Origin of the sequence: Novosphingobium aquae (genome assembly GCF_037572715.1) — a bacterium.
GTDB lineage: Bacteria > Pseudomonadota > Alphaproteobacteria > Sphingomonadales > Sphingomonadaceae > Novosphingobium > Novosphingobium aquae.
Genome location: NZ_JBBHJY010000009.1, coordinates 162,092 through 175,179 on the forward strand (window position 1 = coordinate 162,092; position 13,088 = coordinate 175,179).

Genomic DNA, 13,088 nt, shown 5'->3' on the forward strand with positions numbered 1-13,088 from the left:
ATGAGCCTGCCGCTTTCCCTGCCCGAACGCTGCGCATTGCCAGAGGGGTTCCTCGGGCAACTGCGCGAGCGTTTCGGGGCGGCGCTGCAAACCGCAGATGCCGTCCGCACTGCCCACGGCTCCAGCGAAACCCACTTTGCCACGATCCTGCCCGATGCCGTGGTCTTTGCCGGATCGACGCAGGACGTGGTCGATACGGTCAACCTGTGCCGTGCGGCGCGGGTGCCCATCGTGGCCTTCGGGGCCGGCACCTCGATCGAAGGCAATGCCTCGCCGGTCTGCGGCGGGGTCAGCCTAGACCTGACCCGGATGGACCGGATCCTCGCCATCAATGCCGAGGACTTCGACTGCGTGATCGAACCCGGCGTGCGGCGCGAGGAACTGAACGTCCGGCTGCGCGATACCGGCCTGTTCTTCCCCATCGATCCGGGCGCCAATGCCACGCTGGGCGGCATGGCATCAACCCGGGCCTCGGGCACCAACGCCGTGCGCTATGGCACGATGAAGGACGCCGTGCTGGGCCTTGAAGTCGTCACCCCTGACGGCAAGGTGATCCGCACCAGCCGACGCGCGCGCAAGAGCGCCGCCGGCTATGACCTCACCCGGCTCTATGTCGGGTCGGAAGGCACGCTCGGCATCATCACACAGATCACGCTGAAACTGCATCCGATCCCCGATACGATCTCATCCGCCGTCTGCGGGTTCGCCAGCCTGAAGGGCGCGGTCGACACCGTTGTCCAGTCGATCCAGTGCGGCGTACCGCTGGCCCGCGTCGAAATTCTCGACGCCATGCAGATCCGCGCGGTCAACCGCTGGTCGAAGCTCGACTATGCCGAACTGCCGACGCTGTTCTTCGAATTCCACGGCAGCGCTGCCGGAGTCGCCGAGCAGGTGGAACTCGTCCGGTCCGTCGCCGAAGCAAACGGCGGCGGCGACTTCCTGTGGTCGAACCTGCCCGAGGAACGCTCCAAGCTGTGGCGCGCCCGGCACGAGGCCTATTACGCCGCCGTCAACCTGCGCCCCGGCGCGGTCGGCTGGGCGACCGATGTCTGCGTGCCGATCAGCCGGTTGGCCGAATGCATTACCGCCACGCATGACGATCTTGCCGGTTCGGCGATCCCGGCCACGATCCTCGGCCATGTCGGCGATGGCAATTTTCACGTCGTCTTCTCGCTCGACCCGAACTCGCCGGACGAACTCGCCGAAGTTGAAGCGCTCAATGGCAGGCTGATTGAACGCGCGCTCGACATGGACGGCACCTGCACCGGCGAACACGGCATCGGCCTTGGCAAGCAAGCCTGGCTCGAGGCCGAACTGGGTGAGGCAGTGGACGTGATGCGGGCGATCAAGCGGGCGCTCGATCCGGACAACCTGTTCAACCCAGGCAAGATATTCTCGCTGTGACCGGCACGCCAGCGCCGCTGACCTACCGCCGCGCCTTGCCCACCCTCGTGCTGCTGGCCGTGGTGCTGGCGGCGGGCAACACCATGATGGGCGCGTTCAGCACAGTGCAGGAAGCGGCCCGCGCGGAGCTGGGCCTCAGCGACAACCAGCTGGGCCTGCTGCAGGGGCTGGCGGTTTCGATCCCGCTGGCGCTGCTCTCGATCCCCGTGGGCCTTGCGGTCGACCGGCTGAACCGGGTGCGGATCCTGTTCATCACTTCGGCGGTGTGGACTCTGGGCACTGCGCTGACTGCCGTGGCGTCGTCGCTGCCGCTGCTGTTCGTGGCAAGGATGCTAGCCGGACTGGGGGCCAATATCTCGACTGCCATCGCCATCTCGATCGCGGCGGACCTGTGCCTGCCCGATCAGCGCGGGCGCACGCTTCTGCTGCTGACAGTTGGCAAATATGCCGGCACCGCGCTGGCCTTTGCGCTCACCGGATGGCTCCTGGGACTGATCCCGGCAGGGCCGCAGGCGTGGCGCAGCGTCCACCTTGCGCTGGCAGGGATCAGCGCCCTGGTTACCGCCGCGATACTGCTGATGCGCGAGCCGCCCCGGCTGGAGCAGGAAGTTGCCGCAGGTGCGCCGCTGCGCGCTGTCGCGGGTGAACTGTGGTCCTACCGGCGGTTCCTCATTCCGCTGTTCCTTGGCCAGACCGCCGTGCTGATGGCCGATGCCTCGGCGGCGATCTGGGCCGCGCCGATCCTCAGCCGCAATTTCAACCTCTCGCCGCAGCAGTTCTCCGGCTGGATGGGGGCGGTGATTTTTGGCTCGGGCGTGCTCGGCGCGCTGATCGGCGGGGCAAGTGCTGACTGGGGACACCGGCTGCACCGGCGCGGCGGCGTGCTGACCGGCGCGGTGATTGCCTCGCTGCTGGCGCTGCCGGCGGCGCTGTTTCCCCTGGCTGGCACCACCACGACCTTCGCCATTGCGCTGTTCGTCCTGCTGCTGGGCGGCACCATCACCGGCCTGATCACCGCAACCGCCATCGCCGTATTGCTGCCCAACGAACTGCGCGGGCTATGTGTCGGCAGCTTCATCGCCATCGGTGGACTGATCGCATTCGGCGCGGGTCCCAGTCTGGTCGCAGGTGTCAGCTCCATGCTCGGCGGCGGCACACATCTGGCCGAGGCGCTAGCCATTGTCGGCACAACTGTCAGCGTGATTGGAGCCATCGGCTTTGCCCTTGCCATGCGGCTGGCGCCCGGACCTGTCAGATAGGTCTTGCATCTACCTTTCAGATAGGTATCATGCGTCCATTGCAGCGCAGGATGCCCCGCCGTGACCAACAAGCACCGCATAGACGTATCGCCGGAAATGCTGGCCTTCTGCGGCCCGGGCGCATTGGACCCGGCGGCATGGCCAGAAGAGTGGCTGCTCCTCGCCTACACCTGCGGCAGCGAGGATTCGCTGCCCTTCCTGTCCTATCGCAGCTCTGCCGAGAGTGCCGATGCGCTGGCTGACGGCGACATCGTGCTGGCCGTAGATCCGGCGGCCTGTGTCCGCCTGTTCGGGCAATTGCCTGCCGCCGATGCAGACTGGCACCTGCCCCGCTCGCTGCGCGGGCTCGCCGTTATGATCCGTGACGGCAATGAGGCCGAGGCCGTGCGCGATACGTTGCGGCTTGCCCGGTGCATCGAACTGCTGTGCCAGACCTTCACCCTACTGGCCCGAGGCGAGGCAGTCCCGCTCGATGCGGCCAGCCTGCTGAACGAAGTCGACGCCGCCCGCATCGCCCGCGCCCGGCAGTTGATCGACGAACGCTGGAGCGAGAAGCTGACGCTCGACAGCATCGCGCGCGCCTGCGGGCTCAACCGTGACAAGCTGGCGCGCGGGTTCCGGGCGCTCTACCGCTGCTCGGTGGCTGATCGCCTGTCCGACAACCGCTTGCTGGCTGCGCGCGAATTGCTGCTGGTTTCGGAACTGCCGGTCTCGACGATTGCCTATCGCTGCGGCTATCTCAACAATGCCAGCTTCACGCGGGCATTCAATCGCCGGTTCGGCGCAGCGCCGAGCCAGCTTCGCCAGGGAGCGATCGCAGCATGAACCCTGCCGGCACTTCGCCTCTGGCCGACACTTCTCCGCTTGCCGGATCGCTGGTCGATCAGACCATCGCCCGCATCCGCAGCTACATCCGCGCCAATGACCTGACGGTCGGCTCACCGCTGCCCAGCGAAGGCACCTTCGCGGCCGAGTTCGGCGTCAGCCGCGCGGTGATGCGCGAGGCGTTCGGAGCGCTCGCCGCGCTGCGCCAGATCGACGTTGCCAATGGCCGCCGCGCGCGGGTGGCGGCGCTCGACGGGCTGGTCATGGCCAGCTCGTTCGATCACGGCGTGGCGACCTCGCAGATCAAGGTGTCCGACGTATGGGACGTGCGGCGCGCGCTTGAACTGCGCACGGTCGAACTCGCCGCGCTCAACCGAACCGATGAACAGGCCGCCGGGATTCTGGCCGCGGTCGATGAAATGTCCGCCTCGCACAATGATCCGGTACGGCTGGCAGCGGCGGACATCCGCCTGCACCAGTCGATCGCCATGGCCAGTGGTAATCCGCTCTACCTCCAGATCGTGCGCTCGTTCGGGCTGTTGATGGACGTCGCCGTGCCGAAGGCCTGGCAGACCCGCCAGACCGAGCAGGAGCGCATCGACATGCTGAACCTCCACCGAGAAATCGCCCGCACCATTGCCGAAGGCGATGCAGACGCGGCCGTCAAGGCGATGGACCGGCACTTCGATGCCAGCATCGGCGACATGATAAAGGCCCAGCAGGATCCCGCCTGACGCAAAGCTCTGGAAAACAATGCCCGGACGCTTGGCGCGAATCTCCGCAAGCCTCTAGTCACCCCCCGGTGAGCGCAGCCATCCAAATCGGCGTCGACCAGAACGACCAGCCGATCACCCTTGACGTCGAAGAACTGCTCGCCACCCGCTTGCTGGTGCAGGGCAACAGCGGCTCGGGCAAATCGCACCTGCTGCGCCGCTTGCTTGAGGAAAGCGCCGCGATCATCCAGCAGATCGTCATCGATCCCGAGGGCGACTTTGTCACGCTGGCCGACGTCTTCGGCCACATCGTCATCGATGGCGCGGCCTATTCCCCGCCCGAGCTGATCCGGCTGGCCTCGCGCATCCGCCAGCACCGCGCCTCGGTCGTGCTGGCGCTCGACGGGCTGGAGATCGAAGGCCAGATGCGCTGCGCCGCGCTGTTCCTGTCGGCCCTGTTCGATGCCCCGCATGAGCAGTGGTTCCCAGCGCTGGTCGTGGTCGACGAGGCGCAGCTGTTCGCCCCCGCCGCCGCCGGCGAGGTCAGCGACGAGGCGCGGCGGCTCAGTCTGGCGGCCATGACCAACTTGATGTGCCGGGGCCGCAAGCGCGGGCTGGCCGGGATTGTCGCCACGCAGCGGCTGGCCAAGCTGGCGAAGAACGTCGCGGCCGAGGCATCGAATTTCCTGATGGGCCGCACCTTCCTCGATATCGACATGGCGCGCGCCGCCGACCTGCTCGGCATGGAGCGCCGGCAGGCCGAGCAGATCCGCGATCTGGCGCGCGGGCAGTTCCTTGGCCTTGGCCCGGCGATCAGCCGGCGGCCGGTGGCGGTGCGGATCGGCGCGGTGCGCACCGGCGCCAAGGTCGTCATGCAAAAGATGGTGCCGCCGCCCAATGCCATGCCGGACGAATTGCACGCCCTGCTGCACGCAGACCTGCATCTCGATCCAGCTGCCCCGCCTGAACCTCTCCGCCCAGCCCCCCAGCCCGCTGCCGAAGCGCTGATCGAACAAATCACCGGCCATGCGCCCGGGCCTGAGGATCTGCCAGAGCCGGCCCCGGCCTTCGTGCGATCAGCCGAGGAGATCGAGGCGGCAGTTTCATCGATCCTGCTCGAAATGGCGGCCGAGGATGGCAACACCTTTCAGCCCCAGGCCAAGCTGTTTCAGGATTTCACCGTACGCTGCCGGATGCAGCGGCTGACCGCCGGCCATGTCGACATGCACCAGTTCCGCCGCCGCTTTGCCATGGCTGTGGCCGGCGTGCAGGACCAGACCAGCGAGGCGTGGCGCGATATTCTGCGCGTGTCCTCCGTGCTGTCCGATGACCTGCTCGCCCCGTTCCTCGTCATCGCCCGCGCCGCGCAGGATGGCTTGCCGTGCCCCGGCGACGATGAACTGGCGCGGGTTTACGGCACCAATTCGCAAGGACGCATCCGCCGCCTGCTCGACCATTACGAACGACTTGGCCTGATCGTGGTGCGCAACGATTTCAGCGGCCGGCGATCCGTCTCGATCCCCGAACTCGGCTTCGCCACCGAACCGCTCGAGGCGTGAAGGTGCCGGTGCGATTGTCGCCGGGGCTCGGTTCAGCTAGGTAAGGCAGACACATGGCCCGCAAACACAACAAACGCGATCCCTACGGCGACCTTGACCGTGAGGAAGAAACGCCCGTCGAGGTCGTGAACTGCTGGCTGTGCGGCCGTCCAACCGGCAAGACCATCGTCTGGCACCATCCGGTTCCCAAAAGCCGGGGCGGGCGCGATGTCGTGCCGATGCACCCGATCTGCCAGCAGACGCTGATCACCAACTTCACCAATTCGGAATTGCAGCGCTACGGGCTTGATGTCGATGGCCTGCTGGCCAACCCGCCCATCCGCAAATTCGTCGACTGGGTGGCAAACAAGGACCCTGACTTCACCGCCCCGCTGGCGAAGAAGCAGCGCTGATACTGGATCGAAAACAATGACCGGGCTATCATCACAGTCGTCGCAAGACCTCTTCGCGCACTGCGTGCAGGTCTTTGGCGGCATTCCGGCCACCTCGCGGCGACTTGGCATCGATGAACGCGCAATTCGTCGCTTCATCAATGGCGAAAAGCCGATCAGTGACAGCCTGCTGGACGATACGGCCAAGGCGCTGAGCCTGCTGGCCGCCGAAGCGAAGGCAGCGCAAAGCCAGATCGGCGCTGGCAAGGGCGGCTAGCCTTGAAGGGCTATTCGCCAGTCGCCGGACTGCCAGACTCGCCAGCCGCAACCGCAGATCCCTCGCTGGCGGCCACGGACAATTCCTGATCGATAGCCTTGGCCTTCGCCTCAAGCGTCTTTTGAGCGGCATCAAAGCGTTCGTCGAACGATGGCTCCTGCTTGCAACCCGCAAGGGCGAGCAGCACGGCGAAGGCACAAGCGAGCCGCATCTCAATACCGCTTGCGATAGCGCAGGTTCACGTTCGTTCCTCCCGAACCGCCGGCCTGACTGAGCAGCGACAAGGCCTTGCTCAGACTGACCTCGATCTGCGTCGCGGTAAAGCCGCGCGCGTCGGTGATGAGCTCGAGATAGACATTGTTCGTAATGTAGCGCCCGGCGGCAATGGCCGTGCCGCGCCCGGTCTTTTCATCGGCGGACAGGATGCGCAGGCGCGAAATGCCGGTCGCCGCGCGCAGCTTGCCCAGCGGGTTGAGCCCACCCCCGCCGCCGCGCAGACTGTTTAGCGACGCCGCGAGTTGCAAGCCCTGCAGCGGCGAAAGCTGCCCCAGCGAACTGCCGAACAGGATGCGCGACAGCACCTCGTCTCCAGGCAGGGCAGGGCTGGAGCTGAAAGTTATCTGCGGATTGAGCGCGCGGCCGCCCACGTTGACGGTAACCGCGACATCATCGATGTCCTCACTGGCAGACAGCACGATCTGCGGATCGCCAAGCGGCCCGCCGGTGTAGAGCAGCCGCCCTTCCTGCAGGTCGAACTGGCGCCCGGCAAAGCCCAGATTGCCGCGCACAAGGGTGATGTCGCCAGTGACCAGCGGCGCCGCATTCGTGCCCCGCACCCGCAGGTCCGCGCCCCATTCGCTGTCCAGACCCATGCCGGTGACAAACAGCTGGTTAGGGGTGGACAGCGCTATGTCGAGCCGCAGGGCAGCAAAGGGACTGCCAACGGGGGGAGCCGGTTCATTGCCGGTGACCCGCAGCCGGCCACGCGGCGGTTTGAAGCGCACGCCGCTCAGCTCGGGCACGTCAGCCGATCCCTGCCGCACCAGTTCATAGCGGGTTTCCGACAGCGCCAGCCGGCCCGATACCAGCGCCGTTTCCCCGGCGCTTTTGCTCAGCCGCAGCTTGCCCGTGGCGGATGACGAGAGCGCAGAGCCGCGGGCGATCTGCGCGTTGTCGAGATCGAAGGCCATATCCATCGGATAGCCCGCGGCCGCAGCAAGGCTGAGATAGCCCTTGCCCGAAAGCTTGCCCGCCCCGGCAGCGGCTTCAAGCCGGTCCACCTCGAGGCGGTCGCCGGCAAAGCGCCCATTGAGCGTCATCCCTGTCAGGCGCGTGCCGTAGATTCCGTTCTCATAAGTCAGCCCATCGCCGTGCACGATGCCGCGCAGTTGCGGCTCGCGCAGTCGCCCGGAAAAGTCCGCGCCCACGGCTATGGGTCCTGACAGGCTCTGCCCGGATTGCCCGACAAAGGACCACAGCGTTTCCGCCGGACCATTATAGCGGATGCCGCCGCCCAGAGGGGCCGCCGTCACCCGCGAAACCCAGTCGCCCGCGCCGGGACCCAGCGGGCGCAGCGAGGCATTGAGACGGCCGATCACGGTCCCCCGGCGGCGGATCACCGCGCGTCCCTCGCCGCCATCGGCAAGCAGGGTGCCAACGAAGTTCACGTCGACCGGCTGGCTGACCATGGTCGATGTCGTGCGCGTGAAACCGTCAATTGACAGCCGCGCATCAGCGCGCGGGAAGGCACCGGGATTGGCCTGGGCAAAATCGAGGCTGCCGGTGGCCTTTCCGCCGATGTTGTAGCCGGGATAGAAAGCATTGAGCAGGGCCATGTCGAAGCGGTCCATGCGGCTCTCGATCGTCAGGCCGGTGCCGTATTTGCCCGCCAGCCGCACCGATCCGCTGCCGAAATCAAAGCGGCTGGGCAGCAGTTCGTAGCCCGCCTTCGATGGCACGATCCGCGCCGGGCTGGCGGTGCGCACCGAGGTGCCACGCACCCGTCCATCCAGCGCAACGCGCCACAGGCTGGGCTGGAGTTCGGCATTGCCGGCAAGGCGGAACGGCACGCCGCTGGTGCCTTCGATCAGGAATTTCGCCTGTCCCCGCCCGTCCTGATAATTCACCTGCGCGCGCGCGGCGGCGAGGTTCAGGCTGCGGATGCGGGTCTGCGCCAGTTGCACGTCGGCGACCACCAGCGGGCGATCATACAGCACCACGCGGGCATCAACGATGGCCGCTCCGACCGCGAGATTGGCGGGACCCGGCAGGACAGTGTCTTTCGCCCGCAGGTTGACCAGCGCTTCCTGATAGCGGCCTGCCGGGGCAAGGCGGACGATGCCGGTCAGGCCACGGCCCTCGGCATTGAAGGTGCCGGTGAACGGCCCCGCCGCGCTGCGTTCCGCCCGGCCAGTGAAGCCGATGCCCGCCAGATCGCCGCGGTTGACCTGCAGCGCCAGCCGCTTGCCCTGCAGCAGGGTGACGTCGGCGGTCAGCGGTCCGTAATCGGTGCTGCCGGTGGCGTTGAAACGATAGCCGCCCTGATTGCCGATAATCTCGGCGCGTACGCCGGCAAGGCCGATGCCGAAGCCGGGACTACCGGCGAGCAGAATGGCGCGCGGCTTGTCGAGCGATCCAGTCAGTTCGATCGCCAGCGGGCCATAGCGGACCGAGCGGCCCGAGGCGGTGAGATTGATCGCGCCGCCGGGCGCATAGGTGCCCCGGCCATCGAAAACCTGCAATTCCGGCGCCGAAACCCGCAGGCGCGAGAAGCGGACAATGCCATCAGGTCCATAGAGCAGCTGGCTCGATCCCGAGGCGTTGCCGCCGAGAAAATCGCGCACTGCCGGATTGACCAGACTGGTCGAACGCGCGCGCACGGTGCCGGTCAGCACAAAGCCCTGCCCCGTACGCTTGAGGTCCGCCGTGGTGCTGACCGCGAAAATGCCGACGCTATCGACGACATAGCGATTGATGCGGCCTTCGAAGGCCCCGGTATAGAGCCCGCGCGCGGTATCGGCGAGGAGTACCGCTTTGGCATCGATCCGGTCGGAGCGGATTTTCATGTTGTCGGAAAGAATGCGCGTGCCGTCAAAGGCAAGGTCGCCGGCCAGCCGGACATTGTCGAGCCTGCCGCCTGCCACCGCATCCAGCCCTTCGATCCGCGCGACCCGCGCCGCAACCGGCACGATCGCCTGCCGCCCATCGATCCGCGCGGTCCCGTTGGCGTCGAGGCCATTCAGCACGACAGTGCTGATGGTGAGCTGCCCCGCTTGCAGGCGGTAATCCACCTTCGGCCGGGCGAAGGCTTCGTTCAGCGTCAGCTGAGCCCGCAGCGCGCGGCCCGACAGGTTGGGCGCGAGCGCGGCGGGGCGCAGCAGCAGGATGTCGAGCTTGAGGTCGTCGAAGGTGTTATCGGTGAAATCGGCGATACCGTTCGGGGTGATCGAAAGCGCCGCTGAGCGCAGCGAGCCTGACAGCGCGGCGCGGCGGCGCTCGAGCTTGGCAGTCAGGTCCATCTGGGTAGTGGCGTCAAGCAGGACGGCCGGCACGCCGCCGAGCAGGCGGCCGAGTTCCGCCGGGCCTTTGACCGCGAAGGTCCCATCGCGCGCGCTCAGGGCGAGGCGGGCGAACGGTTTACCGGCAAGATCGGCATTGAACGCGCCGTTCCACGCGGCCCAGTCGCCTGCACCGTCGAGCTTCAGCGACAGCGTTTCGCTGATCCCCGCTAGCGCGCCGATCACTCCGCCCTTGGGCGCGTCGAGCGACAGTTTCAGCGCGAGCCGGTTTGCCTCGGGCACGGCATCAAGCACGAGGTCGAGCCGGTCACCCGCAAGCCCGCCCGGCGCGGCGATGGTGACGGCCTGTGCAGCCAGCCGCGCGCGGCGGTCGGCGATCCGGGCGTTTCCGACAAGCCTCAGTTCGCGCCGCTCGCCCGAGACGGCGGCTTCGGAGACCAGCCGGTCAATTCGCAGCGCGCCGATGTCGATATCAAGATCGGGCAGGAGCGGCCCGGCACGGGTTGACGGCTTGAACGCGGGCACTCGCATCAACACCACTTCGGCGGCGCTGGCCGAGCGCAGGTTGATGTGATTCTTCAGATAGTCGAGCGGCCGCCAATCGACCTCGATCACCGGCGCGCGCAGGAAGGCGCCGCGGGTATCATAGGCAACAACATCTACCAGCCGCGCCTTGCCATAGAGCGAACCTTCGATCCGGCCGACGCTGATTCGCAAGCCATTGGCGAAGGTCGTGCCCGAAATCTGCCGGGCGACATAACCGCGCCCCGGCCCGCTGTTCACCCAGACCACCAGCGCAGCGGCGAGCAGGACCAGCGCCGCCAGTCCAACCGCCGCCCAGCGCAAGGCCCGCCGCAGGACCGGTCGGCGAGCGGCCTGGGGGGCCTGCTCGGGCGCGTTCTCAGGCAGGGGCGGCGTTTCGGCTGCCATCAGAAGGCCTGCCCGATCGAGACATAGACGTTGAGCCAGCCCTCACCCGGCCGGCGCGCGAGCGGCATCGCCAGATCGACGCGCATCGGCCCGAAATTGGTATAGAGCCGCGCGCCCAGCCCTACGCCGGCGCGCAGGTTGGAGAAGTCGGGAAGCGAGGTCGCATAGGACTGGCCGACATCGGCAAAGGCGACCACGCCGTAATCGCCGAAACGGTAACGCACTTCGAACGCCGCCTCGTTCAGGCTGCGCCCGCCGGTGGGATCGCCTGCTGGATCGAGCGGCCCGAGCTGCTGATAGGCAAAGCCGCGCACCGATCCGCCGCCGCCCGCAAAGAGCCGGCGCGATGGCGCGAGGTCATCGAGGTCAACCCCCTGGATCGAAGCGACGCGCACCCGGCCTGCCACGACCAGGTTCTTGCCAACCGGGTAGTAGGCCGAGCCATCCAGTTGAACCCGCGCATAGGGGGAAAATCCGCGCTGCAGCGACCCCTCGGGCTCGACCAGCGCCGTCACGCGAAAGCCTTCCTTCGGGTCGAGCAGGCTGTCAGTGGTGTCCAGCCCGATCTGCCCCGTCAGTCCGGCGATCGCGTATGTCCGCCGCTCCCGCGCGCCGAGCGTGAAGTCATAGACGCTCTCGTTCGTGCCGATGATCTGAGCGCCATAGGCAAAGGTCAGCCGCTTCTGCCACAGCGGGGTGGAGTCATAACTCACCCGCGCCGCCAGCCGCCCGGTATAGGCGGAGAACGCGTCGTAACTCGAATGGTTGAGGTCCAGCCCAAGTTCGAAACTGCGATCGCGCTGGCCCGCGTTCGAGCGGCGGAAGGTGACGCCCGCGCCCTGTTCCTGCGTACCCGCCACGCCGCTGACGATCAGCGCGCCTTCGGGCGGGAACAGGTTGCGGTGCGTCCAGCTGCCCTCGATGCGGAAGCCCTCACCCGTGTTGTAACCGGCGCTGGCGGCGATCACGCGCGGCGGGCCGGCTTCCTGCTGGACTGCCAGATCGACGACTTCGGTGCCGTCCGATCCAGGCTTTCCGGTGCCCTTCGGCTCCACGCCGATGGAGCGGAACAGGCCGGTGGCGATCATCGCCTGGCGCAGGTCATCGACCTTGCGGCTGTCGTAAAGTTCGCCAGGCTTGAATCGGGCGAGCACCTCGACATGGGATGCGCCAAAGGCCTCCTTGCCGCTGCTGACAATCGCCCCGAACGAGCCACGCGCACCAACGGCGACCGGCAGGGTATAGTCCGCCCCGCCGGTGTCCTGATCGAGCAGCACGTCGCGCTGGCCGACGGTGGCGAAAGGATAACCGTTCTCAGGCAGCGCCAGCGCCACCTTTGCCTCTGCCCCCAGCACGCGTTCGGCGATCACCGGTTCGCCCACCTGCAGGGCCAGATTGTCGCGGATGAGCGTGGCAGGGATAGTCGGCGCGGCATCGATTTCCACGCTGGTGAAGGCGAAGCGTTTTGCGGGCACCACATCGAACACTACGGTCAGGGGCTTGCCGGCTTCGGCCTGCGGCTGTTCGATGCGGCTGGTGACGCGGCTGTCCATCCAGCCTTCGGCGGCGAGCAGCTTTTTCAGGAGGACAATGTCTTCCCCGGCGCGGCTCGAAACCTGCGCGGCGTTCGCAGCCTTGCCCTTGCCGCCCTTCAGCGCCGAGGCACCGTTAAACCTGCCCTCCAGCCCGTCGGCCACGGCAGCATCGCCAAGGCCGTTGACCTGGACAAGGTAGGCGACTTCTACATCGCGCGTGTCCTTCTCGGGTTCGGCAAAAGTGGTCGGCTCGACTTTGAAGCTTTCGAGCGGCGCGAGCGGTGCCACAAGTTCGGCATCGCGGACCGGTGCGCTGCCGATTGGCGCAGGCGCGGTCGTTGCGGCCTCGGCGGCGGGGACAGCAATCGTGGTGGGTGCAGGGTTCGTTTCGCCGGGCTGCTGGGCGGCCAACCGTCGCTCGAACTCATCGATCGATTCCAGCGGGCGCGAAAGCTCGGGATCGTCGGCAGGCGAAATGGCGGGGATCGCCTTTTCGAACTCGGCGTCAGGAACGATAGGCTCGGCGACGGGCAAATTGGCCCCGGGCGGCGGCGCGGGAACCGTGATCGGTCCACCGGCTGGAGGTATTGCCTGAGCGGCCCGGGCCACCGGCACGGCGAAATGCGCCGCGCCTGCAAGCAGCGAGATTGCTAACAGCCGGGTGTGCCCCAAAGTCATTCCGCCCGCCGGTGTTCGC

Annotated in this window: 10 protein-coding genes; 7 read left to right on the forward strand and 3 right to left on the reverse strand. The window is 67.0% G+C overall.

Annotated elements, in window-relative coordinates:
* The 7 genes from WG900_RS16710 to WG900_RS16740 all read left to right on the forward strand — a co-directional run bounded on the left by WG900_RS16710 (nt 1) and on the right by WG900_RS16740 (nt 6,408).
* Nucleotides 1-1,404 carry an FAD-binding oxidoreductase gene (locus WG900_RS16710; protein ID WP_339968927.1) on the forward strand — a complete coding sequence of 468 codons (1,404 nt, stop codon included), beginning with the start codon at nt 1-3 and terminating at the stop codon, nt 1,402-1,404.
* The gene (locus WG900_RS16715) at nt 1,401-2,663 is read left to right on the forward strand and encodes an MFS transporter (RefSeq protein WP_339968928.1); all 1,263 of its coding nucleotides are present in this window, start codon (nt 1,401-1,403) and stop codon (nt 2,661-2,663) included. The genes WG900_RS16710 and WG900_RS16715 overlap by 4 nt, the downstream gene beginning before the upstream one ends.
* A 60-nt stretch (nt 2,664-2,723) precedes the next feature.
* Entirely contained in the window at nt 2,724-3,488 is a 765-nt protein-coding gene (locus tag WG900_RS16720) for a helix-turn-helix transcriptional regulator (RefSeq protein WP_339968930.1), read from the forward strand.
* A complete protein-coding gene (locus WG900_RS16725; RefSeq protein ID WP_339968932.1) occupies nt 3,485-4,222 on the forward strand; it encodes a FadR/GntR family transcriptional regulator in 738 nt (245 codons plus the stop codon). Before WG900_RS16720 ends, WG900_RS16725 begins: the two co-directional genes overlap by 4 nt.
* A 68-nt stretch (nt 4,223-4,290) precedes the next feature.
* Complete coding sequence (locus tag WG900_RS16730) at nt 4,291-5,760, forward strand: ATP-binding protein (RefSeq protein WP_339968934.1); 1,470 nt, start codon at nt 4,291-4,293, stop codon at nt 5,758-5,760.
* A gap of 53 nt (nt 5,761-5,813) precedes the next feature.
* On the forward strand, nt 5,814-6,152 hold the full coding sequence (locus tag WG900_RS16735) for a hypothetical protein (protein ID WP_339968936.1): 339 nt from the start codon (nt 5,814-5,816) through the stop codon (nt 6,150-6,152).
* A gap of 16 nt (nt 6,153-6,168) precedes the next feature.
* Nucleotides 6,169-6,408 (forward strand): hypothetical protein, encoded by a 240-nt coding sequence (locus tag WG900_RS16740; RefSeq protein WP_339968937.1) that lies wholly within the window; start codon nt 6,169-6,171, stop codon nt 6,406-6,408.
* 10 nt (nt 6,409-6,418) lie between these two features.
* On the opposite strand, the gene WG900_RS16745 is transcribed toward WG900_RS16740, so the two are convergent.
* From WG900_RS16745 to WG900_RS16755, 3 genes are read right to left on the reverse strand one after another with little or no spacing between them, the layout of a single operon-like run.
* The gene (locus tag WG900_RS16745) at nt 6,419-6,595 is read right to left on the reverse strand and encodes a hypothetical protein (RefSeq protein WP_339968938.1); all 177 of its coding nucleotides are present in this window, start codon (nt 6,593-6,595) and stop codon (nt 6,419-6,421) included.
* Between the two features lie 25 nt (nt 6,596-6,620).
* Nucleotides 6,621-10,856, reverse strand: coding sequence for a translocation/assembly module TamB domain-containing protein (locus tag WG900_RS16750; protein WP_339968940.1), 4,236 nt, complete (start codon nt 10,854-10,856; stop codon nt 6,621-6,623).
* Nucleotides 10,856-13,069: a BamA/TamA family outer membrane protein gene (locus tag WG900_RS16755; RefSeq protein WP_339968942.1), complete on the reverse strand. Its 2,214-nt coding sequence runs from the start codon at nt 13,067-13,069 to the stop codon at nt 10,856-10,858. The genes WG900_RS16750 and WG900_RS16755 overlap by 1 nt, the downstream gene beginning before the upstream one ends.
* Nucleotides 13,070-13,088 lie beyond the last annotated feature (19 nt).